This is a genomic window from Tessaracoccus yangjingae (assembly GCF_055326235.1).
Genome location: NZ_JBUZNN010000012.1, coordinates 1 through 24698 on the forward strand (window position 1 = coordinate 1; position 24698 = coordinate 24698).

21 protein-coding genes are annotated in these 24698 nt (G+C 66.8%); 16 read left to right on the forward strand and 5 right to left on the reverse strand.

The features are described from left to right. The first annotated feature begins 120 nt into the window (after positions 1-120). The gene (locus ACZK5D_RS14535; protein WP_463665165.1) at positions 121-1512 is read left to right on the forward strand and encodes an IS1380 family transposase; all 1392 of its coding nucleotides are present in this window, start codon (positions 121-123) and stop codon (positions 1510-1512) included. 204 nt (positions 1513-1716) lie between these two features. Here the strand turns inward: ACZK5D_RS14535 and ACZK5D_RS14540 are convergent, their stop codons facing one another. Further along, positions 1717-2598: a glycosyltransferase family 32 protein gene (locus ACZK5D_RS14540; protein WP_463665782.1), complete on the reverse strand. Its 882-nt coding sequence runs from the start codon at positions 2596-2598 to the stop codon at positions 1717-1719. 188 nt (positions 2599-2786) lie between these two features. On the opposite strand from ACZK5D_RS14540, the gene ACZK5D_RS14545 reads away from it, so the two are divergent. After that, entirely contained in the window at positions 2787-4598 is a 1812-nt protein-coding gene (locus ACZK5D_RS14545; RefSeq protein ID WP_463665783.1) for an ABC transporter ATP-binding protein, read from the forward strand. Here the strand turns inward: ACZK5D_RS14545 and ACZK5D_RS14550 are convergent, their stop codons facing one another. Together ACZK5D_RS14550 and ACZK5D_RS14555 are read right to left on the reverse strand one after the other, a co-directional pair. After that, positions 4599-5321: a glycosyltransferase family 32 protein gene (locus ACZK5D_RS14550; protein WP_463665784.1), complete on the reverse strand. Its 723-nt coding sequence runs from the start codon at positions 5319-5321 to the stop codon at positions 4599-4601. Positions 5322-5554: 233 nt separating this feature from the next. After that, on the reverse strand, positions 5555-6445 hold the full coding sequence (locus ACZK5D_RS14555) for a glycosyltransferase family 2 protein (protein ID WP_463665785.1): 891 nt from the start codon (positions 6443-6445) through the stop codon (positions 5555-5557). A 255-nt stretch (positions 6446-6700) separates the two neighbouring features. On the opposite strand from ACZK5D_RS14555, the gene ACZK5D_RS14560 reads away from it, so the two are divergent. After that, on the forward strand, positions 6701-7522 hold the full coding sequence (locus ACZK5D_RS14560) for a glycosyltransferase family 2 protein (RefSeq protein WP_463665786.1): 822 nt from the start codon (positions 6701-6703) through the stop codon (positions 7520-7522). A gap of 10 nt (positions 7523-7532) precedes the next feature. Here ACZK5D_RS14560 and ACZK5D_RS14565 read toward each other — a convergent pair whose 3' ends face one another. Further along, on the reverse strand, positions 7533-8258 hold the full coding sequence (locus ACZK5D_RS14565; RefSeq protein ID WP_463665787.1) for a glycosyltransferase: 726 nt from the start codon (positions 8256-8258) through the stop codon (positions 7533-7535). 130 nt (positions 8259-8388) lie between these two features. Between ACZK5D_RS14565 and ACZK5D_RS14570 the strand changes: the two genes are divergently transcribed. The 13 genes from ACZK5D_RS14570 to ACZK5D_RS14630 all read left to right on the forward strand — a co-directional run bounded on the left by ACZK5D_RS14570 (position 8389) and on the right by ACZK5D_RS14630 (position 23036). After that, positions 8389-9252: a glycosyltransferase family 2 protein gene (locus ACZK5D_RS14570; protein ID WP_463665788.1), complete on the forward strand. Its 864-nt coding sequence runs from the start codon at positions 8389-8391 to the stop codon at positions 9250-9252. A gap of 56 nt (positions 9253-9308) precedes the next feature. After that, a complete protein-coding gene (locus ACZK5D_RS14575; protein WP_463665789.1) occupies positions 9309-10550 on the forward strand; it encodes a hypothetical protein in 1242 nt (413 codons plus the stop codon). Beyond that, positions 10547-11464 carry a glycosyltransferase family 2 protein gene (locus tag ACZK5D_RS14580; protein ID WP_463665790.1) on the forward strand — a complete coding sequence of 306 codons (918 nt, stop codon included), beginning with the start codon at positions 10547-10549 and terminating at the stop codon, positions 11462-11464. Before ACZK5D_RS14575 ends, ACZK5D_RS14580 begins: the two co-directional genes overlap by 4 nt. A gap of 80 nt (positions 11465-11544) precedes the next feature. Further along, positions 11545-12438: a glycosyltransferase family 2 protein gene (locus ACZK5D_RS14585; RefSeq protein WP_463665791.1), complete on the forward strand. Its 894-nt coding sequence runs from the start codon at positions 11545-11547 to the stop codon at positions 12436-12438. Next, entirely contained in the window at positions 12435-13439 is a 1005-nt protein-coding gene (locus ACZK5D_RS14590; protein WP_463665792.1) for a CgeB family protein, read from the forward strand. The genes ACZK5D_RS14585 and ACZK5D_RS14590 overlap by 4 nt, the downstream gene beginning before the upstream one ends. Further along, complete coding sequence (locus ACZK5D_RS14595) at positions 13430-14446, forward strand: prephenate dehydrogenase (protein WP_463665793.1); 1017 nt, start codon at positions 13430-13432, stop codon at positions 14444-14446. Before ACZK5D_RS14590 ends, ACZK5D_RS14595 begins: the two co-directional genes overlap by 10 nt. Then, positions 14443-15360, forward strand: coding sequence for a glycosyltransferase family 2 protein (locus tag ACZK5D_RS14600; protein ID WP_463665794.1), 918 nt, complete (start codon positions 14443-14445; stop codon positions 15358-15360). The genes ACZK5D_RS14595 and ACZK5D_RS14600 overlap by 4 nt, the downstream gene beginning before the upstream one ends. Positions 15361-15479: 119 nt before the next feature. Next, complete coding sequence (locus ACZK5D_RS14605) at positions 15480-17723, forward strand: N-acetylneuraminate synthase family protein (protein WP_463665795.1); 2244 nt, start codon at positions 15480-15482, stop codon at positions 17721-17723. A gap of 1 nt (position 17724) precedes the next feature. Next, positions 17725-18768, forward strand: coding sequence for a glycosyltransferase (locus tag ACZK5D_RS14610; RefSeq protein WP_463665796.1), 1044 nt, complete (start codon positions 17725-17727; stop codon positions 18766-18768). After that, positions 18765-19790, forward strand: a complete 1026-nt coding sequence (locus tag ACZK5D_RS14615) for a glycosyltransferase family 4 protein (RefSeq protein ID WP_463665797.1) — start codon at positions 18765-18767, stop codon at positions 19788-19790. The genes ACZK5D_RS14610 and ACZK5D_RS14615 overlap by 4 nt, the downstream gene beginning before the upstream one ends. After that, positions 19787-20722, forward strand: a complete 936-nt coding sequence (locus ACZK5D_RS14620) for a glycosyltransferase family 2 protein (protein ID WP_463665798.1) — start codon at positions 19787-19789, stop codon at positions 20720-20722. The genes ACZK5D_RS14615 and ACZK5D_RS14620 overlap by 4 nt, the downstream gene beginning before the upstream one ends. Further along, a complete protein-coding gene (locus ACZK5D_RS14625; protein WP_463665799.1) occupies positions 20719-21861 on the forward strand; it encodes a glycosyltransferase in 1143 nt (380 codons plus the stop codon). Before ACZK5D_RS14620 ends, ACZK5D_RS14625 begins: the two co-directional genes overlap by 4 nt. Beyond that, entirely contained in the window at positions 21858-23036 is a 1179-nt protein-coding gene (locus ACZK5D_RS14630) for an O-antigen ligase family protein (protein ID WP_463665800.1), read from the forward strand. Before ACZK5D_RS14625 ends, ACZK5D_RS14630 begins: the two co-directional genes overlap by 4 nt. On the opposite strand, the gene ACZK5D_RS14635 is transcribed toward ACZK5D_RS14630, so the two are convergent. Further along, the gene (locus ACZK5D_RS14635; protein ID WP_463665801.1) at positions 23030-24562 is read right to left on the reverse strand and encodes a tyrosine-protein kinase domain-containing protein; all 1533 of its coding nucleotides are present in this window, start codon (positions 24560-24562) and stop codon (positions 23030-23032) included. The genes ACZK5D_RS14630 and ACZK5D_RS14635 overlap by 7 nt on opposite strands. Positions 24563-24698 lie beyond the last annotated feature (136 nt).

Genomic DNA, 24698 nt, shown 5'->3' on the forward strand with positions numbered 1-24698 from the left:
CCTCGTGCTTTCATGACGGTGGGTGGACTGTAGTGGCCTGAGATAGCGAAAGTGCCCCTGACTTGGGATGATGTGACTTGTCTAGAGAAACATCGACCAACAAGAAGGAGCACCTTCGAGGTGAAGAGTACCGGCTCGTATCCCAGGGTTCATGTCGATACCGCGAAGGTGACCGCGGTCGGGCAGGCTGGCGGGATCCTGCTGACCGAAACCATCCGCGCGGCCGGCCTGGACCGGGCCCTGTCGGAGGCGCTGTCTCGGTGGCGGAAACCGTTGGCGGTCCACGACCCAGGCAAGATCGTCTGTGATCTGGCGGTGTCGCTGGTGCTCGGCGGTGAAGCGTTGAGTGACCTCGCTACCCTGCGTGCTGAACCAGGGGTCTACGGCCCGGTGGCGTCGGATCCGACTGTGTCGCGGCTCATCGCGGCCCTCGCTGCGGATGCGGACAAGGCCATCAAGGCGATCGCGGGAGCTAGGCAGCAGGCCCGCGCCACGGTCTGGGCCCTGGCCGGTGAGCATGCCCCCGACCACGAGTCGACTGCCGAGGATCCGGTGATCATCGACTTGGACGCGTCGTTGATCACCGCCCATTCGGAGAAGCAGCGCGCGGCTGCGACGTTCAAGCGAGGCTTCGGGTTCCACCCGTTGCTGGCGTTCGCCGACCACGGACCTGAGGGCACCGGCGAAGCCCTGGAGGTCCACCTACGCCCCGGGAACGCCGGTTCGAACACCGCCGCCGATCACATCACCGTCACCAAACAAGCTCTCGCGCAGCTCCCCGACCGGAACCCGCGGCCCGGACGCCGCGTGCTGATCCGCGCGGACGGGGCCGGCGGCACGAAGGAGTTCACCAAGTGGCTGACCGGGCGCAGGGTGGCGTACTCGGTCGGGTTCACCCTCCCCATGGACACCCCCGACCTCTACCACTTGGTCCCTGAGTGGGTTTGGGTGCCGGCCCTCAACAGCGATGGCGAGGCTCGCGAGGGGGCCGATCTTGCTGACTTCACCGGACTGCTGGATCTCGACGGTTGGCCTGCCGGGATGCGGGTGATCGTCCGCAGAGAACGGCCCCACCCCGGCGCTCAGCTGCGGTTCGACGACGTCGACGGCTACCGGCTCACCGCCTTCGCCACCAACACCACCCTCGGCACCCTCCAGCAGCTGGAGCTCAGGCATCGTCGACGCGCCCGCTGCGAAGACCGGATCCGGATCGCGAAAGACACAGGCCTGGCCAACCTCCCGTTGCACGGGTTCGACCAGAATCGGATCTGGTGCCAGATCGTCGCCCTGGCCTCCGAGTTGCAGGCCTGGAGCGCGATGCTGGCGCTGGCCGGTCATGAAGCCCGCCGCTGGGAACCGAAACGGCTCCGCTACCGGCTCTACACCATCCCCGCGACCCTCGCCAGAAGAGCCCGCCGCACCGTCGTCCACTTCAGCGACCGATCCCGCTGGGCCGAGCTGATCATCGACAGCATCAGCCGACTCCGAAACCTCCCGGCACCAGCCACCTGACCCTGTCCTCCACATGACCCTCTGAATCTGGCAGCTCCCGGCCTGGAAACCCGCACCGCAGACGTCACGCGGGGTCTTGTCACACCCACCTGCAAGAATCAGAACAACCCCGACGCCACCGGCGCCGACCAGCCCCACACACGCCCGTCATGAAATATCGAGGCTAGAAGCCCTTCCGGTCCGCGAGCCGCGGCGGTTGCTTATCTAGAGATAGTTGTCATAATCTAGCCTGAGCCTTTCGTCAGCCCGGAGGTTGTGGCGGTACTTGAGGCACAACGGGTGGAAAACCCGAGCAAGCAGGTCGTGCCAGGAGAATGGATAGCCAACCACATCGCCGCGGGCCTGCCCGGGGAACTCGCGCGCCTGCTCTAGACCTGCATCGAGTCTGCGTTCGACCTCACGCAACCATTCGGCCGTGAACGCCGTAGCAGACCACGCGATCCCCGCGTGCGTGGCTACAGTGTCGCGGTGATACCTCCGCAGGTCGCGTCCGAGCCGCCCAGGCAACGAGACCACGTCAGCACTCGAGCGAATACGAGGCGCCCGGTACCAGCCCTGTGGGTCACGCTCAGACGCTTCAAAAGCTTGCGTCCAGCTACCAAGGGGCTGTTTGATGTCAAGATATGCTCCTCCGTGGAAGTGCAAGAAATAGGCGCGCAGGTAATCGGAGCGATGGACCAATGACAGATATTCGTAAGCAGGATGAAGCGGATGTCCTTCGACAACCCACTCGCCCAGGTTCGCCGGGGTCACGAGATGCACCGGTAAGCCCAACCTGGCGCGCATGAGGTCTAGGCTCGCAAGTCTATTGGCCGACAATGGATTGTCGCCCGTCCAAAAACAGTACGCTTGCCGAGGCAGACGAGACGGCTCCATCACCTCTGGGGGATGGCGGGCCAAGAAGGATCTGCGGTACCGCGCTGCGTCGAATTCGTAAGCACCGAAACGATTCATGATCCCTGCACTGAGATCTGTGAACAGATCCCGTGACTGCCTGCACATCGGCTTGGCGGCCTTGGACGCCCGCAGCGTCAGATGCTTGGCCTCCCGCATCAGCCCGAGGAACCGCACATCAGGCGAGCGCATTCCGTCTCCCTCACTAGAGCGATCACTGACCCTCACGCCGCCCACTGCAGCCCTCCCCCTCACGATGTCACGGGACGAGCCCGCTCAACTACAGTAATGAGCATGCGCACGATCAGACTACCGAGCAGCAGGTGCACTGGCTCCCACCGTCATCCGACTCGATCTGCCTCGATGACGGGGTCTGCGACGTGAGAGGCCTCGCCGCGACTGTCGACGACGTTCGCGCAGCGTTCACCCTGGTCCCTTGGCGGCTCCGACCCAAGCTCATAGCCATGTTCCTGGGACTCGGCATGGTTGCGCTGATCGACATGTCGGCGGTGGTGCTGGTCCTCCCCGCGATGCAGATCATCACCGGGTCAACGATAGCGTCCGCCCCCGCTCTCTACTTTCTGAGCAACCTCACGGGCATCACGCAGCCCGAGGATCTTCTCGTCTTCACGCTCAGCACAGTCATCGTGTTGATGATCACCAAGAGCGTGCTCACTCTTGCGTTTAGATGGTGGAGCTTGGGGATTCTAGCGACTGCTCGGACCGATGCAACCCACGAAGCGATGATGCTATACATGACGTCGCCGTGGGTGCACCACCGGAGACGCCCATCCGACGACATCTTTCAAACGCTGCTCACCTACATACCCTCCGTGTTCGCGTCGCTGACGCCAGCGTTCCTCTCACTCTTCGTATCGGGCGTAACGGTCGGCGCTATCCTGGTCGCGCTGCTGCTACTCTCGCCATTGGCGACCCTCGCAGCCGTGATCGTCTTTGGCGGATCAGCCTTCGCAATCCAGGAGCTCTTGCGGTCCAGAATCCTTAAGCTCGCCGAGCAAACAAGAGTCGAGCAGCACAAGAGTTGGCACTACCTATCGCCCGCCCTCGACGGCTCCCGCGACATTCGCCTGACCAACTCGCACGTCTTCTTCACTGAGGGATACTCGAAGACAACGCGACGCATAGCCGAGCTCGGCCGACGAACGGGCGTCTTGAACGAACTACCGAAGCACCTTCTGGAGATCGTGATGATTCTCGGCATCATCCTGGTTGCTGTGCTTCTTCTCGCGACGTCGCCCCGCGATGAGGCTTTTGCCTTCTTGGGCGTATTCGCCGTCGCCGCGATCCGGATCATCCCGCAGCTGAACGCAGTCGTCGCGACTGTCGGGGGAATCCGGTCAAACAGCCCCAACGCGGCCAAACTACGAGAGGAGATAGCAAACCTTCGAAACGAGGAGGGGCGCGCACGTGACCCGGAGCCTCGAATCTCCTTCACGCGGGAGGCCATACTGTTCGACGACGTGACATTCCGCTTCCCAGACTCGGTAGAACCGGTCTTGAGTGGAGTCAGCGGCGAGATACCCTACGGTTCAACTGTCGCTTTGGTCGGCGCCAGCGGGGCGGGCAAGACCACCTTCGTCGAGATTCTCCTAGGGCTACTGAGGCCTGCGAACGGCAGCATCAAGGTCGGCGACTCGTGTATCCATGATTCTCCCACGGCGTGGAGGGAGCAGGTCGGGGTTGTCTCTCAGGACATCTATCTCATGGATCGGAGCCTTCGTGAGAACATTGCCTTCGGTGTACCAGCGGACCGAATCAGCGACGACCGTGTTTTGTCCGCTATTCACCGCGCCCAACTCACCGACTTCTTCGAGTCTCTGCCAGACGGCCTTGACACGGTGATTCGCGGCGGGGGGACTCGCGTGTCGGGGGGCCAGAAGCAACGAATTGGGATTGCGCGGGCCCTCTATCGCGATCCGAGCGTCCTCGTTCTGGACGAGGCTACCTCCGCGCTGGATAATGAGACCGAGCACCGAGTCACTCAAGCCCTTGCCGACCTCAAAGGCGCGATGACCATCATCGTCGTTGCCCACCGCCTGTCGACCGTTCGCGATGCAGACACCATCTTCTACTTTGCGGGGGGACGGATTGAAGCCGAGGGGACCATGGCTGAATTGGTTGACACCTCACCTGGTTTCGCTGAGCTTGTGCGATTGGGGAGACTCGCGTGATCAACGGTAGTCCTTAAACTCCAGCAGCATGGTGTCATCAAGAAGGACGCGGTCACTGTACTTGAGTAGAAGTGGGCACAGGACTTGGCCCAAGATGTAGCTCCACTCCACTGGATAGCCCTGATTGTTCCCGAATGCATTACCAGGGTTCTCGCACAAACGAGCGCTCAGATCGTCCATGCGGGATTCAACTTCCTGCATCCACTGCGCAGTGAGTGGCGACCCGGGTCGCATGATGAAGGCGCACACACCATGGATTCTGCCATACTCCCGTTTCAAGTCCCATCCCAGGCGGCCCGGCAATTTCGGCACGGCGTCTTTCGATAGCTCCCGATACCCAATAGACCAGTGTTCGGGCGACGCCTCGAGCCGCTCAAATGCACCCTTCCAAGGACCCAGAGGCCGCTTCACATCGCTATACCCGCCCCCATGGTGGTGCATAAAATACGCGCGGAGATAGTCCGACTTATGCACGGCCGATAGAGACTGATACGCGGGATGCAGAGGCGCCCCCGGCTCCACGAAATCGGACAGGTTCTGTGGGGTTACAAGCACCACTTCAAGCTCGGGATTGACCGCACGCAGACGATTGAGGCTCTCAGTTCGACGCGGCGTCAGCGGGTTATCGCCCGTCCAGAAGCAGTAGATCACCCGGGGAATGCTCCTGGGCGATTCCATGCTCTTCCCCTCTGCATCCTTGGCGACAAAGCTGCGCCCGTACATGCGCGGGTCGTACCGATACTCTCCTGCAGGTCTTGTCAATTGAAAGTAGGACTCACGGAGACGTTCACCTGAGGACCTGCACATGCTCTCGATCATCCTGGCGATCAGGAAACCCTGGTGCTTCGCCCTCTGCGCAGCCTTCGTAGCCCAGTTCGGAGCTGTCCTGGGGGAGCTAGAGTCTCTGCCAGTACCATCGCGGACCACACGAACCTCCACACCTGTCGTCTAGGGTTCTAAGGAATCGGAATCAGTCTCCTGGCCCGTAGACCGCCGCGGAGGCGCCCCAGTTTGTTGGACCAGTCTCGAGCCAGTCTCTCACGATCGCCGCGGACCAGGAGGTCACCTGACCGAGTGAGCAGGTGTTTGAGTTCGCCGAGTTCCTGGCGGACGCTCTGCTTCCGACTCATTTCGCCATAGTGCCGCGAATAGAGTTGCGCGGCCCCGATACCGTAGCTGTAGTGCTGAGCGAGCATTGCCCGGAAGGAGTCGCGCATGCGCACGTCGACCACAGCATCAGCTGTATAAGCGAACCGATATCCGGCCTCCTGCGCACGCAGACACAGGTCGAGATCTTCGGCGCCACGCATGAACGCTTCGTCGAAGCCGTGGATCGTGTGGAAAGCTTGGCCAGTCACCGCCATGTTCCCGCTGCCACCGGCCTTGAGATACCCGAAGGGCACTGTCGGACCGTCCGGGATAGTGTCTACGGCACCACCATGCCAAGCCAGAACGTCTGGTCGGTTCAACACACCGGTGAACAGTGTTGGCCCTGTTACCACATCTGCTTCTTTCAGGGCTTGGCTGAGGGCGCACACCCAGCCGGGCCGGATCATGTCATCCGCATCACAGAAGAGGAACCCGTAGCCGCGGGCAGCAGCGGCACCAACATTCCTAGCGTACGAGGCACCCGAGCGTTCGTCGGCGCTGACCAGGCGCACCGGTAGGCGATGGCGCATTTTCTCGACCGAAGACTCAGGCCAACCGTCGGAAGACTGATTGTCGACGACGACCACCTCCCATGGCTCATGCACGTGCTCTTCGCTCAAACGGACGAGTTGGTCGAGCAGGGAAGCACCGGGATTGTGCGCTGGGATGATCACAGAGATCTTAGGGTGGTCGACCACCGTCTCAGGCTACTGGAAGCCCGCGAGATCGGATGCGGGAGGCGCCCAGGTTGTCCTGTTGCGCTACCATCGACAGCACATCCTGGGGTTTGACTTCGGAGTCGTATGAGTTTTCTCCACGCCGCGGCAGACAAGGCTAGAGCCACCAAGCATCGAGCCCTCCTGCTTGAGCGCTCAGCCCAACGTGCTTTCCGCATGATTCGGCGGCACTACGCTCACGACCGGCGCGTCTTGGCCGCTCGGATCGAGGGGACGATGGATCAAGTGCGCGCTCCGGGCTCACATGTCTTTTCGAACCTGACCGGGGTCTGGGGTGTCACCGTCGTCAGGAACGAGGAGGAAGTCCTCCCCGCTCTCCTGGCTCACTACGAAGGGCAGGCGCTCGATGGCTTGGTGGTGGCAGACAACCTGTCCACCGATAGGACCACTGCGATTCTTGCGAACTACGACGGACCCTTGCGCCTCTTGGTGTATCGGGACCACGAACCTCGGCACTACCACGAGATCAAGATGGATTTCCTGGCGCAGCAGGCGGCGCTCTTGGGGGCACGCTGGATCGTGCCCATGGACGCTGACGAGTTCTGGTATGCACCCCATGGACGCCCCCTGGGTGGCTACCTGAACTCCCTGCCACGCGACATCAAGGTTCAATCTGCACACGTGCATAACGTCGTACGAAAGGGCAGTGCCCACTTCTTGGGGTCAATGCCCGACCGGCTTCCGAAGGTGGCGTACCGCTGGCATCCTTGGGCACATCTCCACCATGGAAACCATGCCGTCAACCGGACGGGTGCGATCGCACACGACCTCCGAATCCTGCACTTTTCGTACCGGTCCAAGGCCCACTTCATCCGCAAGATTCGAGATGGAGCCGCCGCTTTGAGCTACCTCGGGCCGTACGACCTCGAGCATCCCGGTCACAGCTGGTTGGACTTGAACCAGTTGGACGATGTGGAACTTTCCAGAACCTATGACGAGATGCTGGACGGCAGGGGCCCTTGGTTCATGGACTGGATTCCCAAGGGAGACATGATTGCTGTCGCTCCGTTTCCCTGGCGCGTGTGGCAGCTCGACTAGCTAGCTTGGTTCACCGACGACGAAGGCGGTGACGCAGAGTTCGCGCCCATACGAGCGCCATGATCGGGCGGTGCCACCACCGAGTGCCGTGAATCGGAGCCAGAATGCGTCGACACACCTCTTGCTGCTCGGCTTTGAGCCCGCGGAACTCCTCGGAGCCCGCAGTTACGCTGCCTCGAGTCCGAAATGGCGTGTGCACAAGGACTGCATTGAGCTTTCGCTGGTGCGCGAAGAGCCAGTCATCCCCACCCCATATGATCATCTCCTCAGGGATAGGTACGTAGTCAGCGCGCCGCATACACATGAATGCGCCGTAGCCGAAGGTAATGGTGTCCGGGGTGGCGAGGCGGTGGCTGATTCGTCGGTTGCCATCGTCGACGAAACAGGTCTTGTCAGGGCCGATGATTCCGAACCATCCTTTGCTCAATACACGGGCCACATAGGTGAAGACGTCCGGCTCGAATCGGATGTCGTCGTTCAGGATCGCCAACCACTCAGCCGTCGACTCACGGACCCCGAGATTCCAGGCTGGATTAACATATATGTTGCGCACCTGATTCAGCACCCGAACCTTAGGTGACGCTGGCACGTTGAGTGGCTCCTGTGCGTTGTTGATCAGAACAATTTCATGAACCAGGTCATGGTGTGCGCAGACCTCGACCAGGTGGACGAGATCCTGGGACCGCTGCAAAGTCGGGATGATCACACTGAATCTCCCGCTGACGATGGGCGACATCCGTCTGGACCTTCCTCGAAGGGACCGGCCACTGAACGATCCACCTGGTGCCAGCGTAACCCAAGAGGCCCTGGAGGCACCCGGGTGCCCTATCGTAGGGGCCGTCTAGGGTGGGAAGGGTGAAGACGCGGTGGCTGCTGTGTCGACGGTCGTGGTCATACCGGCTCTCAATGCTGCTTCGACGATCCGAAGACAACTAGACGCCCTCGACCGCCAGACAGTCCTGGATTTTCGCGTTGTGGTGAGCGACAACGGCTCGTCCGACGAAACCGTCACTCTGTGCCATGGCTGGCAATCGAAGTTCGCGGGGCTTGACGTGGTAGATGCTTCAGCCCGGCGAGGCGTGGCGCACGCGCGCAACGTCGGCATATCTTCGTCGTCGGAGGCGCTCATCCTCATCTGCGACGCGGACGATCGGGTTCATCCGACGTGGGTGCAGTCGATGCGTGAGGGGCTGGCACGGGCCGACGGCGTTACAGGCCCCCTCCACCTCCTGTACGAGGACGGGAAGGGAAGCCAGTTGGTCAACGCTGATACCGTCCCGCAGTCGATGAACTACCTGCCCTACCTCCCAGGCGGGAACCTCGGTATCCACAGAGCCGTTTACGAGACCCTGGGACCGTTCGACGAAAGCATGGCTTTGGGGCAGGAAGACGTCGACTTCGGCTGGCGCATGGCAAGGGCGGGATTCCGGATGGGGCACCACCCCGGCGCATCACTCGACTACTTCCAACGAGCGGGACTGCGCCCGTTGTTGCGCCAGCAGTTTCGCTACGGCCGGGCGCACGTGGCCCTCTTCTCCAAGCACCGTGGGATGCCTGACGCGCCCGCCGTGGCCAGCCTTCCGCACTCGCTGCGGTGGTTTCTCATCTGGGCCATGCAATTTCCCCGCCGGGTGCGCGAAAAGCGCGTCAACGCGGCAGTCGGTGCCCTCGCTTTCCAACTCGGGCGTCTGTCGGAGTGCGCAGCACGTCGAACCCTCAGCCCCCTGTGAGGGGACCCTCGTCTCTCGACCATCTGGACCGCCGGGGGCGCTCGATACGATGGAGCATGAGCGACGGACAGACAGCCCCCGGCGCGGCGTCCCGGCTCGAATGGGGTGCCGTCGTCATCCTCTCGCTGATCCGTGTTGGCTGGGTGCTGATCGATTCACCGATCCCCTCAGTCGACACTCTCCGATATCGCAATCCTCAGGACCCGCTGGCGGCCCTGCGGTTCGATCTGGGACAGGGCCCCGGTCAGCTGCTTCAACTCCTTTACCTGCTGCCGGTTGAGCTCGCCGCCATCGTTCAGGCTGGTGTCACCGGCATGCTGTGGGGCTCGGCGGCCATCGTTGCCTGTCGGGGGCTTCCGCGCCCCGTGTTCTGGCTTACCTTGGCATTCGCCATGTCACCGTGGTGGCTCGTCTGGGACGGACGCCTCCTCACTGAGTCGCTGACGCTGGGGGCATGCGCGCTGTTCGCCGCCGGCGTTGTTCGCTGGTCCTTGGGAGGCCCGTCGTCACCCATGATCACCGGAGCGGTGGTCGCGCTCCTCGTCCGGCCGCTGGTCGCTCCTCTGATGGCTGCGACCCTGCTGCTCGCGATCGCATCCCGACGCGAGGTCCCGAAGCCTCGCTGGGCTGGTGTAGCGCTCGCAGTCCTGGTGGCGTTCGGGCTCGTCCAGTCGGCGGCCTTCAACTCAGCACCCGTGTCGTACCCGTACCTACCGATGCCCACGACGATGGAGGCGGTTCGGGCCGCCGATCGCTATGTGGGGCGCTTCCACATTGATGGGTATCTGGACCAGGCGCGCCAGCATGGCGTGCCTGATTGCCCAGCAGCCCTGACGATACCGACACGGATGGAGGGCCTGGCCCCGCTGTGGAGCGAGACGTGCCCCGAGATGGTGGAGTGGTTGGAGGCGGGAGGCCTGCCATGTCACTCCGAGATAATCGGCAACACCTCCGCTACTCTGCGCGAGATGGCAATCGGGGAGTGGCACGCTGAGACGTGGGGTTTCGTGGCCCAGAGTGACCCGCGCTGGGTCAAGGTCATGCACAGAATGCTGGCCCGCTGGTGGCCGTTCGTCCGCGCCGTCGACATTGTGATGTGGACAGCCCTCGGCGTGGGGATCGCCTGGCTGGTACGGCCTGGGCGCCGCTGGCTCTTCCGTGCCGGCTTCGCGGCCTGCGTGATTGGATTCGCGTCCGCGCTGTGGCTTTTCGACGGCATCGAAGTGTGGCGCCATATCCTGCCTGCGTCCGCGGTGGTCATCCCCGCTGCCCTCGCTTCGACTCGAGGTGAGACGTGACCGGACCGGAGGTCTCAGTGGTCATCATCGTCAGGAATGGGGCCCGGACGATACAACGCCAGCTGGATGCCCTCAGCGTGCAGATCGGCGCCCCTGAGTTCGAGGTGATCGTCGTCGACAACGGCTCGCGGGACAACACCGTGCAGGTCGTCAAGCACTGGATGGGGTCAGTCGGAGTGCCCACCCGGATAATAGACGCGTCGTCTACACCTGGCATCCCGTTCGCGCGCAACGAGGGTGCCAGGGCCGCACGCGGCCGGATCGTCGCCTACTGCGACGCGGACGACATCGTCGATCCAGATTGGGTCGCCGCGATGGCCCGGGCGCTTCGAGAGACGGTCGGAGCTGCGGCGGGTTTCAAACGCTTCGTGTCGCTCGACGGACAGCCGAGACCCGGCGCCGCAGCCGAGGGCCTGCAAGGCGCGCGCCCGTTTCCCTTCGCGCCGGCCTGCAACCTTGCCATCACTCGCAGCGTGCTCATGAAGGTCGGCGGTTTCGACGAATCGCTGCCCAGGTACGGGTTCGAGGACACCGACTTCTGCTGGCGCCTACAACAGGCAGGGTTTCCACTCATCTACGCTGCCGATGCCCGCATCACGTACTACATCTCGGATCGGGCCACCGCCGCTCAGAAGGTCTTCCTCATAGCACGAGGAAGAATGCTCATGGCGCGGCGCCACCCCTTCGTGGGCCCCGCGGAACTGACGCTTGGCTCGCACCTCAAAGACCTCGCCCGCCGGGTCTTGCTCCTCCCCCTGCGTCTCGTGCTGCCAAGAGCCATCCCACGACAGAGGTACGTCCGCGAGCTGATCGAGAGCTTCGGCCGCCTCAGTGGATACTGGAGCTACTGGATGATGGGGCGCGAGCCGGTTCCCCGGCTACTGGCTGACAATGCCACTCCGGACGAAGGGTGATCATCACGGCTCGCGCGCAACAGCAGCACCCTCTTCCCCGTGCGCGATAGGTAGGCTGTGTGCGTGGCAGGAGGGGGTCCATGATGTCGGCACCGACGGTCAGCGTGGTCGTCCCCCACTACGGCGAGCCGGCGCCCACACGGGCGCTCGTGGCCCAGCTCTCCTCGCAGCACCCCCATCAGATCATCGTCAGCGACGACTGCTCGCCGACGCCGTTCCCCCCGACCGACGACGCGATCGTCGTCCGCCGCGACACCAACGGCGGATTCGGGGCCGCCGTGAACTCCGGCGCCGCGCTGGCCACCGGCGACCTGCTCCTGGTGCTCAACAGCGATCTCGAGATCCCGGCCGGCTTCATCGACGCGCTCGTGTCGTCGGCGACCCACTGGCAGCCGGCGGTCGTGGCGCCCCGTGTGCTGGACCGTGCGGGCACCGTCGCCTACACCGCCCGACGGTGGCCAACGGCGCTCAACCAGAGCGTGGAGTGGCTCACCCCGCTCGCGCGGTGGCGCGACCGCCTCTGGTTGCGCAGGCTGCTCGGGCACGACACGCGAGCCTTCACCACACAGAGCCCCGTCGAGGTCGACTGGCTGGTCGGGGCGGCCTTCATGCTGCCCACCAAGGCATTCCGGGCGGTCGGGGGGATGGACGAGCGGTTCTTCATGAACTCCGAGGAGATCGACCTCCAGCGGAGGCTCGCGGCCCTGGGGTTGCGCCGCGTCTATCTGCCCCAGGTCGCTGTCACCCACGAGGGGGGCGGTTCCTCCGATCCGGCCAAGCGACGGCGATGGCTGGTCACCGCCCAGATCCGCTACGCCCGGAAGTGGGGAGGAGCGGGGCTGCTTCGGGCGGCACTCACCCTTGCCACCGTCGCCAACCTCCTGTGGAACAGCACCCGCCGGATCCGGGGAATCGCCGTGTCCCCGGTCCACACGGCCCGCGAGGAACTCGGCCTGATCTGGGGAGCCACATGACCCGCCCGAAGCTCCTTCTCCTCAGCCCGGTATTCCACGGGTACTGGGCCAGCATCGCCGCCGGGTTCCGTCAGCAGGGCTTCGAGATCGACACCCACTGCTATGACGCCAAACAGACGTTCGGCCGGAAGCTCTCCCACAAGCTGATGCATGAGCTTCCCACCCGGATCGGAGTGACCGGCGAGCGGCCGCACGCCCGCCACAGCACCGAGGCGGCAGCCGCGATCCGCGCCGCGAGGCCCGACATCACCGTCGTCATCCGCGGCGACCAGTTCGGCAACGAGGTCTACGAGGCCCTCGACGACGTGGGCTCCCGGAGCTACCTGTGGCTGTGGGACGAGGTCCGCCGCACCGCCCACGACGCCACCTCCCTGGACCGCTATGACCACCTCCTCTCCTACTCCCCCCTCGACACCCTCGCCTTCAACGCCGCCGGCCGGCCGTGCCTGCACCTCCCCAACGCCTTCGATCCCGACATGACCCCCACCCCGCGTCACTCCCCAGAGGTCGTCTTCATCGGCGCGCGGTACCCCCGCCGCGACGAACTGCTCACCGCCGTCGATTCAGCCGGGATCCCCCTGCGCTGCTACGGCCGCGAGTGGTCACGGCATCCCTTCGACCTGGCCCGCACCTGGCAGGTGCGGAGGCCACCCGTACCCGCCGCCCGGGACATCGACCGAGCCGAGGGATACGCCCTCACCGCGGGCGCACCGGCGGCCATCAACATCCACGGCGACCAGGACGGCTTCACCATGAAGACCTTCGAGGTGCCAGGCGTCGGCGGAGTCCAGTTGGTCGACCGCGACGATGTGGCCCAGTACTACGAACCGGGCCGAGAGGTGGCCGTGTTCCACGACGCCGACGAGCTCGTAGACCTGTGCAGGCGGGCGATCACCGACGACCGCTGGGGGGACGAACTCCGGGAGGCAGGCCGCAGACGGACGCTGGCCGAGCACACCTGGGCGCACCGGGCCGCGGAGGTGGCCAAGCTGTGGGCCTGACCTACCTGGACCGGGAGTCCTGGCGCCGCTGGCAGGAGTCCCGCCGCCGGCTTCAGATCCTGAAGGCCCGGTTGCGTCCCGGCCGCGAAGCCGGCCGGCCACCGTCGCGACGCTTCTGGGTGCGGGGCACATCGCCCACCGTCCTGGTGGCGTCGGACTCGAACTCGCCGACCAACCGCCACGCGCTTCTGCAGCCGTTGGCGGTCGCGCCCGCGCTGTCGGTGATCCTCGCCCACCCAGCAGAGGTCGACCTCGCGCTCCCGGGCACTGGCTGGACGGAGATGAGGAACCCCGCCGACGCGCTGGACTCCGTCACGACGATGATGTCGATCGGCGACCACCTCGGCGTCGGCGAGTGGGCCCACGCGACGGCCACCGAGCGCGGCTGGCGACAACTCGTCGTCCAGCACGGACTGCTCACCCCCTACTCACCGCCACCACCCCCCAGCTCCGAGGTGCTGGCCTGGTCGGACACCGACGCCGACTTCCTCAGGCAGGGACGGCCGGACCTCACCACCCACGTCGTGGGCTCGGCGCTCCTGTCCGACGCCGCCGCCTCACCCGCCCCGCACGTCAGCCGCTTCGGCACACCGGTCTTCCTGGGCCAGCTCCACGGGGCGGAGTTGTCGAGATGGTCGATGACGCGATCTGTCACAGCGTTCTGGCGGATGACCGGGGCCACGTACCGCCCGCATCCCCGCGAGGAGGACAAGCTCTCGCGAGCCCAGCACGCCCTCTGGCGCAGGCTGGGCATGGACGTCGACTCCTCCACGTCACTGGCCCAGCTCGACCGCCCCGTCGTGAGCGCCTTCTCCACGGGAGTTCTCGAGGCCGCCGCCAGGGGCGTGCCAGCGTGGGTGTTCCACCTTGACCCTCCACGCTGGCTCGAGGAGTTCTGGGACCGCTACGCCATGAGCCGCTGGGGCGCCGATCCCACGCCGCCCCCCAGAGCCGGGAACGATCCCGCCGCACACATCGCCCGCCACCTTCAGGAGCCATGGACGTGAAGCACATCGACGTGTCCGTCATCATCTGCGTCAGAAACGGTGCGTCAACACTCACCAGGCAGCTGGACGCACTCGCCAGTCAGCAGGGCGCGCCGCCGTTCGAAGTGATCATCTCCGACAACGGCTCGACGGATGCCACTCGAGATGTCATCGATGCCTGGGCCTCTTCAGGGATGGGGTCAGTCAGGGAACTTCATGTGATCAACTCTGGACGAAAGCGAGGAATCCCGTTCGCCAGAAATGAGGGAGCAAAGGCGGCACGAGGATCGGTGCTCGCCTACTGCGATGCGGACGATGTGGTGCACCCTCGCTGGCTGGTGAACCTAGCGGAGGGTGCCGCTGGGGGACTCGCTGGCGGCCGCGTGCTCGGTGTCCGGCCCAATGGCGTCAGGGAGGACGTGTTTGGAGAGGGTCTCAGGCACACCGGCTACCTGCCTCACGTGAGTGGCTGCAACTTCGCCGTGGACCGCACCTCGTTCTTCGCAGTGGGTGGATTCGACGAGTCGCTTCCGCCGTACGGATGCGACGACGTCGAGTTCTCGTGGCGCGTGCAGGAAGCGGGGTTTCCACTCAGATACGTCCCTGAGGCAGAAGTCGATTTCACCATTACCCCCCGCGCTCGCGTGGTGAAGAAGGAGTTTCTCACCGCCAAGGCACGCATGGCGGTCTCAGTAAGGCACCCGAGATCCTCGAGCAGCCACCCAACGTTGCCGGCTCTCGTCCGCGACTTACTGGGGCAGACAATCAGGCTCCCACTCCACCTGGTGAAGCCGCGCGGCGTGTCCCGATCCCGGCGGATCCGCTGGGTCGTTGATTGCGCCGGGCGGTTGTCCGGGTACTGGTCCTACGCCGTGATGGGACACCGCCGGCCTCCCGAGCTGTTGCCGGGGGATCCCGGCCGATCGGCTTCCTGACTTCGGAATCCCTCGCGCGCACGAGGGCTGGGCGGGTGGCGAGGGGTGTGACACCATAGGCCGACAGGCACATCCGTAACGGCTGAGTTGGGTCGCAGAGGCTCGGGGGAACTTCCGACATGATCATCGAACGCAATGTGGCGAACTTCGCCATCCGCGACGACGAGCCGATCCTCAGCGCCCTGCGGAAGATCGATGCCAACCGATCCCGGATCGTGTTCGTGGTCGACGGTCACGGAGGACTCGTCGGCTCCCTCTCCGACGGCGACGTCCGCCGATGGCTGCTGGCCGGCGAAGGCGCATCACTCGATACCCCGTGCGGCCGCGCCGCCAACACCCGCTGCGTCCGGGCCGCCCTCGACGCACCCCACGCCGACATCGCTACGCTCATCGCCGGAGTCATCACGCACGTGCCGGTCGTCGACGGGCAGGGCCGCCTCGTCGCCGTCGCCAGCAACGACCGCCGTGCCCTGTCGATCGGGCGCCACCGGGTCTCTGCGGAGGACCCGGCACTGATCATCGCCGAGATCGGCAACAACCATCAGGGCGACGTCGCGTTCGCCAAGCACCTGGTCGACCTCGCCGTCGACGCGGGGGCCGACGTGGTCAAGTTCCAGCTGAGGGACATGGACGCCCTCTACCGGCAGGGGGGCGGCGCCACGGGCGGGGAGGACCTCGGCGCGCAGTACACCCTCAACCTGCTGGCCAAGTACTCCCTGTCTGCGGATCAGATGCTGGAGGTGTTCGACCACTGCCGTGCGCGGGACGTGGACGTGCTGTGCACACCGTGGGACTCCCCCAGCGTCAGGGTTCTCGCCGGCTACGGCGTCCCGGGGCTCAAGGTGGCCTCCGCGGACATGACCAACCACACGCTGCTGGCGGACATGTTCGCCACCGGGCTGCCGCTCATCGTGTCCACCGGCATGAGCACCGAGGCAGAGATCATCGAGGCGGCAGCCCTGCTCCACGCGTCGGGCTCACCCTTCGCCATGCTGCACTGCCAGTCCACCTACCCCGCACCGTTCAAGGACATCAACCTTCGCTACCTGGACCGGCTCGCCGAGATCAGTGGCGGCCCGGTGGGATACTCGGGCCACGAGCGTGGCTTCCACGTGCCGCTGGCCGCCGTCGCCATGGGCGCCCGCATCATCGAGAAGCACTTCACCACGGACCAGTCCCTCGAGGGCAACGACCACAAGGTCTCGCTCCTCCCAGGCGAGTTCCGCCAGATGGTCTCCCGGATCCGCGAACTCGAGGAGTCGCTCGGCTCGGGGGAACCCCGGGTGGTCTCCACCGGCGAGTCGATGAACCGCGTCAACCTGGCCAAATCGCTCGTGGCCACCCGCCGGATCGAGGTCGGCGAACGGATCCGCCGCGACGACGTGGCGGTCAAGTCCCCGGGCAGGGGCCTGCAGCCGAACCGCCTCGAGGCGCTGCTGGGCCGTACGGCACGACGGGTGGTCGACGAGGGGGACTTCTTCTACCCGGCCGATCTCACCGACACCGTCTCACGCGGACGGCCCTACAGCTTCCGCCGGCCCTGGGGCCTGCCGGTGCGCTACCACGACTACGCCAAGCTGATCGAGGGCACCAACCCCGACTTCCTCGAGTTCCACTTCTCCTACAAGGACGTGGAACTCGACATCGACCAGATCTTCACCGGCCGCCTGGACATGGCGTTCACCTGCCACACCCCGGACCTGTACGCGGGCGACTTCATCATCAACCTGGCCAGCCCGGACGAGGCCGTGTGGGAGCGGTCGATCCGGGAGACCCAGCGGGTGATCGACATCACCCGCGGCCTCACCAGGTACTTCACGTGCGATCAGCCTCCTGTGGTGATCGCGACGATGGGTGGATTCACCGCCGACGGGTTCGTCGATGCTGCCGAACGCCCAGCCATGTACGCGCGGATCGCCCAGGCGATCGAGCGGCTGGACGCCTCGGAGGTCCGCCTGACGGCCCAGACCCTCCCGCCGTTCCCGTGGCTCATGGGGGGCCAGCAGTATCACAACCTCTTCATGGGACTACAGGACACCGTCGACTTCTGCCTGCAGTACGGCCAGCGGCTCACGCTCGACATCTCCCACTCGAAGCTGGCCGCCAACTTCCACAGGATGCCGTTCAGCACCTATGTGGAGGCGCTCGCCCCGCTGACCGAGCACCTGCACATCGTCGACGCCGAGGGCGTGGACGGCGAGGGACCGCAGATCGGCGACGGCGAGGTGGACTGGCCGGTCCTCGCCGAGCAACTGGACCGGCTGGCGCCCGGCGTCGGGTTCATCCCGGAGATCTGGATGGGTCACACCAACAATGGCGAGGGATTCTGGACCGCCCTGGACCGCCTGGAGCAGTGGTTCTGACGTGACCGCGGTGGCGATGTGGGTGGTGCCGGTGAGCAACCTCGCCGGCGTGGCCCGCCACGTCCTCGACGTCGCCCGGGTCGGGCTGCCCGGCTACGAGTTGCAGGTGGCCACGCCGCCGGGCGCGCTCGCGGAGGAACTGCGCCGCAGCGGGGTGCCCGTGCACGAGGTGCCCCTGGACGGCCCTCCAGTTGCCGCAGCCCGCAGCCTCCGTCGTCTGGTTCTCGCCGAGCGCCCCCGTGTGCTGCACTCCCATCTGGCCAGGGCCGATTTCCTCATCGCCGCCGCGACCCTCGGCCTGCCGCCCCTGCTCGTCTCCACCGAACATGGCATCGCCGCGGACCCCCGCCTCTACACGCGCGGCCGGATCAGGGCCGCCGCGCGACGTGCCCTCCACCACGCCCGTACCCATCGCTTCGGTGCGCTCATCGCGGTGAGCGAGTCCACCAGGCACGAGATGGTCCGCGCCTGGCGCCCGCCCCGCGCCATCCAGGTGATCCGCAACGGAGTCGACCCCGCCCCGGGCCCGGCGCGCACCCCGGGGCTCCGCTTCCTCACGCTCTCCCGGCTGGCCCCGGAGAAGCAGCTGCCGGCGGTGCTGGTGGCCTTCGCCGCCGTCGCGCGCACGCATGAAGAGGCCATCCTGACCGTGGCCGGCGACGGCCCCGAGCGGGACACGCTGATCGCGCTGGCGCACCGCCTGGGCCTGGGCGCGAAGGTGACCTTCCCCGGCCATGTGGACAGCAGTGATGCGCTGGCCCGGCACGATGTGCTGGTGCAGCTCTCTGCGTGGGAGAACGCCTCCTACTCCCTGCTCGACGCAGTGGCCCACGGCCTGGGCGTCGTGGCCACCCCAGTCGGCGGCAACGCGGAGATCCTGCCCCCGCAGTGCCTGTCCGACGCCGACGACACCGACAGGGTGGCCCTGCTGATGGCCCAACAAGCCTGCACCCTGGCCCTCAGGCCCGCGCTGCCTGACGGATGGCCCACGGTCTCGGCGATGGCGCGGCAGATCGCGGCCGTCTACGACGGGCTGCTGCGGTGACGCAGGTGACGTTCGTCGCCAACCAGGGCGAGATCGGCGGGGGCGAGGTCATGCTCCTGTCCATGGCCGACGCCGCCCGCCGGGCCGGCTGGACGGCGGTCGCGGCAGGGCCGGCGGGAGAGGTGCTCGACGCGGCCGCCGCCGGCGGCTTCCCCACCGTGGAGATCCGCGCCGGATCGACCGTCGGATACCTGCGCGGGCTGAGGGCCTGGGCCCGGTCGGCCTCGCACGGGCTTCTCTGGTGCAACGGGCTGCGCCCGGCGGTCGCGACCGCCGGCCTCCCCCGACGGGTGGTGCACCTGCACTCGATGCCCAGGGGCCCCCTCAGGTCCCTGGCGCCGCTGGCCACCCGCGGCGCCGCCGAGGTCGTCGTGCCCTCGGAGTGGATGCGTGGACGCCTCGGCCCGGATGTGAGGACGCTCCCCAACTGGACGCGCGGCCTCTCCTACTCCCCACGCCTGCCGCCGACGGACGAGATGCCGGTCCGGCTCGGGTTCCTCGGGCGCCTCACCTCCGCCAAGGGCGCCGTCATCCTGGCCGAGGCGCTACAGCGCCTGCGCCGCGACGGCAGCCGCCCTTATCAGCTCGTGATCGGCGGCGCCTCCCGCTTCACCGGAAGGCGCGACGAGTCTGCCGTCCGTTCCGCATTGTCGGGGCTGAGCCCCGCTCCGATAGACCTGGGGTGGGTGGAGCCATCCGAGTTCTTCGCGCAGGTCGACCTTGCCGTCTTCCCCTCCGTGGCTCCGGAGTCTTTCGGGCTGGTGGCCGCCGAGGCCATGGCCGCCGGCTGCCCCTTCGTCGTCACCGACGCCGGTGCCCTGCCCGAGGTCACCGCCCACGACCCCCGCTTCGTAGCCAGGGCGGGCGACGCCGACGACCTGGCACGTGCCCTCTCCGCGGCCACGGCCCACTACTCTCCGGACCACCTTCATGCCTCCCGCGCACGCTGGGAGGCGCAGTACTCGCCCGAGGTGGGAGCCGAGCGGTTCGGACGGTTCCTGAATGAGGGCAGGTGGACATGACGCTGGCATCCGTGGTCATCCCAAGCCGTGGGGGCGCCCACCGGCTCCCGATTCTGCTCTCGGCGCTCGCCGCGCAGGACGATCCGGCGTGGGAGGCGATCGTCGTGATCGACGGCGACGCGGACGACTCCGCCTCGGTGGTGGCGGGCTTCGCGGAGCGGCTACCGGTCCGCAGCATCGTCTTCCCGGAGAACCGCGGGCGGGTGGCGGCGCTCAACGCAGGGTTCGAGGCGGCCGCGGGCCACGTGCTGATCAGGTGCGACGACGACATGGAGCCGCGCCAGGACTATGTGGCACAGCATCGGCGAGCCCACCTTGAGGGTCCGCGTGGGGTCGTCGGCCTGCCGCTCAACGTCTGCGAGTCCACCCCCTACTGGCGCGCCTACGGCGCGCACGTGGACGCCGAGTTCCGGCGTCACGCCTACGCCACACCGGCGGACCGGGCCTGGCGCTTCTGGGGTGGGAACGTCTCCGTCACCCGCGCGGTCCACGACACGGTGGGCCCCTACAGCACAGACTTCCGGGGCTACGGCTACGAGGACGTGGACTACGGCTACCGCCTGCATCGCGCCGGCATCCCGGTGAGGCTGGTGCCAGAGCTCGAGACCCGCCATCACATGGCTGCGGTCACCACGGCAATCAGGGTGAGGCGGGCCATCGACTCGGGGTCCGCCCGCCGGATCTTCTCGCGCAGGCACGGGATCGACGTGCTGGGCGACCCCTGGAACCTTGAGCCCAGCGTGTGGAACCACACGGTCAAGGCCGTGGCCCGGTCGCTCACCCAGCCGCGTGCCGCCAGACTGGCGGGATGGGTCGACCACGCCGCCGCAACCCTCCCTCAGCCGCTCTCACGCAAGCTCATCGCCGTGCTCGTGGAGGCCGCCGGCCTGGCCGGGTATGGAGCCCCTGTCCAGCGACGGAGCACCACGTGAGCCCGCGGGTGGCGATCGCCCACGACTACCTGACCCAGCGTGGCGGCGCCGAGCGGGTGGTGCTCGCGATGCTGCGCACCTTCCCCGACGCGACCATCCACACCACCGTCTACGACCCCGACGGCACCTTCCCCGAGTTCCGCGGCGCGCGCATCCTCACCACCCCCCTCAACCGGCTGGGGCTGCTGCGCCGCGACCACCGCATCGGGCTTCCCCTGTATCAGCCGGCCATCTCCCGGAGCCCCGTGATCGACGCCGACGTGCTCCTCGTCTCCACCACCGGCTTCGCGCACGGGTTCCGCACCACGGGCAGGAAGCTGGTCTACTGCCACTCCCCTGCACGGTTCCTCTACCTCGTCGACGACTACCTCGGCGCGCCCGCCTCCCGCTCGCCGATCGGGTGGGCGCTCTCGGCCCTCCGGCCCTGGCTGGTGCGCTGGGACCAGCGCGCCGCGCGCACGGCGGACCGGTATCTCGCCAACTCCACCGTCGTCCGGGACAGGATCCGCGACGTCTACGGCATAGATGCCACCGTGGTCCCGGCTCCGCCGGCCGTTCACGGCGATGTCACGCCGGAGCCGATCTCGGCGCTGGACGACTGGCCACGCTTCCACCTCGTCGTGTCCAGGCTCCTGCCCTACAAGAACGTGGACAAGGTAATCGGCGCGTTCCGTACGCTGCCCGACGAGCGGCTGGTGATCGTCGGCAGGGGCCCCCAGCGCGATGAGCTGCACAGGGGCCTGCCGGCGAACGTCCGCATGCTCGAGGGACTCTCCGACGGGGAACTGGCCTGGGCGTATGCGCACGCCACCGCGCTGATCGCGCCCAGCTTCGAGGACTACGGCCTCACTCCGCTCGAGGCGGGGATGCTCGGCACCCCGACGCTGGCCCTCCGGGCCGGTGGGTACCTGGACACGGTGGTCGACGGCGTCAACGGCAGCTTCTTCGCCGAGGCGACTCCCGCAGCCATCGCCAACGCGGTGGCCGGTCCCGGAACCGGGTCCTGGGACCCGGCGGTGATCCGTGCCCACGCGGCGGGCTTCAGCGAGGAGAGGTTCGCGGCCGCCCTCAGGCGGCATGTGGCCGAACTTGTGTCAGACTCGACGCACGCCCAGCCCGACGAACGGAGGACGCGATGACCGCCCAGAGCACCGCGGCCGTTCCGCGGCGGGCCGACGACCCGGGCACCGGGAGCCGGTGGCTCGACGAGTGGGGCGACACGGTCATCCCGGTGTTCCTGCTCGGCTTCCTCATCCCTGTGCGGGGCATCGAGTTCCTGGTGCCCGCCATGACCCTGCCCGTCAACACGCTGGCTCTGGTGGCCCTCGTCGGCATCGGCATCCTCGCCGGCGCGAAGTGGCGGGCGGGAAGCCTGCTGGTCACTGTGGCAGGGACCGCGCTGGTGGGCTGGCTGGTTGGCCGGACGATGTTCGAGTTCGGACTCGAGGAACTGCGCCGGTCGGTCAACATTCTCACTCTCTTCGCCACCGTCGCGGTGATCGGCTCGGGGCGGATCCATGTGCGGTCCCTGACCCGGGGCGTCGTGGTGGGCATGGTCGCCGCACTCGCCGTGAGCGCCGCCCTCATCCCCTCCAGCGGGTACCAGGGGAGATTGACGGGGGTTCTCGGCGACCCGAACGCCGCCGGCTACGTGCTGACCACCCTGGGGCTGGCCGCCGCCCAGTCGCTGACCACCCGCCGGATGCGGCTGCTGTTCTGGAGCGTCATCGGAGTGGGCGTGCTTCTCACCGTGTCCCGCACGACCCTCTTCGCCTTCGCCGTGGCCACCCTGTGGATCTGGGTCGCCCCGAGGATGGGGCGTCTGGTGAGCCTGGCCGCGCTCACCATCACCGCGACGCTCTATGCCTGGCTCAGCGCTCTCGCAGAGGAGAACGCGTGGTTCCAGGACCGGGACGGCTCTGACGACCTGCGCCTCGCGCTGGTGGCCGCCGAGCAGCGAATGGTCGCCGAGGCCGGCTGGCTGGGGAAGGGTTTGGGGACGGCGATCGTGGAGATCCGCGACACCACCCTGTTCTTCCACAACAGCTACCGCGCCCTCCAGACCGAGGGCGGGCTCATCGCCCTGGGTCTACTGATCGCGCTGATCGTCGGCGTCTTCCTGATGTTCCACCAGCTGCCTCAGCAGGAACGCCCCGTGTGGGCGGAGGCGGCGCTGCTGTGCGGCCTCATCTGCTCGTTCAACATCGGCTTCTCGCTGACCAGCCCCGCGATCGCGGTGGCGCTGGGGTTGTACCTGGCGTACCACGGGGCCGCCAGGCAACGCCTGGCTGAAGGACCAACCCGGGTTCAGTGACCCGCGCTGCGCTTCGCCGGCCTGAGGGGGGCCGGCGCATCGGGCGCCGCGGTGCGGGGAGCGGCGACGACCGGCCCGCGCTGCACCGTCACCGGCGCCGCATCCTCCTCCGGCAAGGCCAGGTCACCGGTGCCGTAGTAGGCGTTGTACGCGCCGCCATGGCCGGCGCCGTAGACGACGTCTCCCACGGACCGGCGGTGGGCGCGGTGCAGCACCGTGCCCAGCACGGAGCCACCCACCTGCTTGAGCAGCTTGGTGGCCATCCGCAACTGCTCCTTGTGCGTCTTCCCGACCCTCGCCACCAGGACGGCGCCGTCGGTGGCCGCCGTCAGGAGACCAGCGTCCGTCACCGCGAGAATGGGCGGCGCGTCGGTGATCACGAAGTAGTGCTTGGCCAGACCCGACAGCAGCGACTTCATGCGCCGCGACCCCACCATCTCGCTGGGGTTGGCGGGCACCTTCCCTGAGGTGAGGACCATGAGGTTGGGTTCGCTGGTGCGCTGCAGCGCGTCCTCGACGGACACGTCGCCCACGAGCACCTGCGAGAGACCGATGGCGTTGTCGGCCCCGAAGATCTGGTGCTGGACCGGCTTGCGGAGGTCTGCGTCGATGATCACCACCGGCTGCCCGGAGCGGGCGATGAGCACCGCCAGCGTGGAGGAGATAGTCGACTTCCCCTCGCCCGGGTTCGCGGACGTCACGACGATGGACCTCGGCGGGGAGTCGATGTTGACGTAGCGCAGGTTGGTGCGCACCTGCCGGAGCGCCTCGCCCGCGGCGCCCAGCTTCGAGAGGCTGATCCGCGCGCCGGTGCGCTGCTCGGCCAACTCCTTGGTTTCGGGGATGATGCCGAGCACCCCGTGCCCCGTCTCGGCCTCCACGTCCGCCATCGTGCGGACCCTCACGTCCAGCTTGGTGCGCATGAAGCCGATGGCCAGACCCAGCCCCAACCCGATGGCGGTGCCGAGGAGGAGGATGCGCAACCAGTCCGGGGACACCGGCCGCGACGACGTGGCGGCCGGGCTGTAGGTGGCGATGCGGACGGCCACATCGTCGGGGTTTGCGGGTGTGCCTTCCTCAGTGGGGGTGAGGGCCTCAAGCGCGAGGGCCTCGTCCGCCAGGGCCTGCAGGCCGGCGTCGGCCAGGATCCTGGCGGCCTCCCCTGAGGCGCCCGTGGCGAACACGGTGATCAGGGGGGTGCCGGTCACGGTCGAGGCGCTGATCGAACCGTCGGCCGCCGAAGGGTTGGCCAGCACATCAGGCATCTGGGTGGCGCGGTCACGCACGGCAGCCGTCCCCGCGAGCGTGGCGTACACCGCCGCCCGTTGCTGCGACAGCGCGCTCCCGCTCATCGCACCCCCGACGGTGGTGTTGTCTCCGGCCACCACGATGCCCGTCGCGCTCGACTGGTACACCACCGGCTGCAGGTACGCGTACCCCGCGGAGGCCACCAGGCCGAGCAGCGTGAAGAGCGCGATCAGCCTCGCGTTGTGCCGTAGAAAGCGGACGAATTCGATCAGCGTCACGTGCGGAGACCCCCGTGCCTTTGCGCGGGTGCCGCCCCGCCGTCCTCCTGAGTATAGGCATCGCCCGAGTGGGCCGCACCGTCGCCCGATTCGGCACTTACCACGGCGGATGGTTAGAGTGAGTCGAGGGGGTGTT

Excerpts from the sequence above, each read along its gene's own strand:
- ACZK5D_RS14540 (WP_463665782.1), bottom strand. The coding sequence starts at position 2,598 with ATGCGCTCGCCTGATGTGCGGTTCCTCGGGCTGATGCGGGAGGCCAAG.
- ACZK5D_RS14550 (WP_463665784.1), bottom strand. The coding sequence starts at position 5,321 with ATGTACGGGCGCAGCTTTGTCGCCAAGGATGCAGAGGGGAAGAGCATG.
- ACZK5D_RS14560 (WP_463665786.1), top strand. The coding sequence starts at position 6,701 with ATGGATCAAGTGCGCGCTCCGGGCTCACATGTCTTTTCGAACCTGACC.
- ACZK5D_RS14565 (WP_463665787.1), bottom strand. The coding sequence starts at position 8,258 with ATGTCGCCCATCGTCAGCGGGAGATTCAGTGTGATCATCCCGACTTTG.
- ACZK5D_RS14575 (WP_463665789.1), top strand. The coding sequence starts at position 9,309 with ATGAGCGACGGACAGACAGCCCCCGGCGCGGCGTCCCGGCTCGAATGG.
- ACZK5D_RS14585 (WP_463665791.1), top strand. The coding sequence starts at position 11,545 with ATGATGTCGGCACCGACGGTCAGCGTGGTCGTCCCCCACTACGGCGAG.
- ACZK5D_RS14590 (WP_463665792.1), top strand. The coding sequence starts at position 12,435 with ATGACCCGCCCGAAGCTCCTTCTCCTCAGCCCGGTATTCCACGGGTAC.
- ACZK5D_RS14605 (WP_463665795.1), top strand. The coding sequence starts at position 15,480 with ATGATCATCGAACGCAATGTGGCGAACTTCGCCATCCGCGACGACGAG.
- ACZK5D_RS14620 (WP_463665798.1), top strand. The coding sequence starts at position 19,787 with ATGACGCTGGCATCCGTGGTCATCCCAAGCCGTGGGGGCGCCCACCGG.
- ACZK5D_RS14630 (WP_463665800.1), top strand. The coding sequence starts at position 21,858 with ATGACCGCCCAGAGCACCGCGGCCGTTCCGCGGCGGGCCGACGACCCG.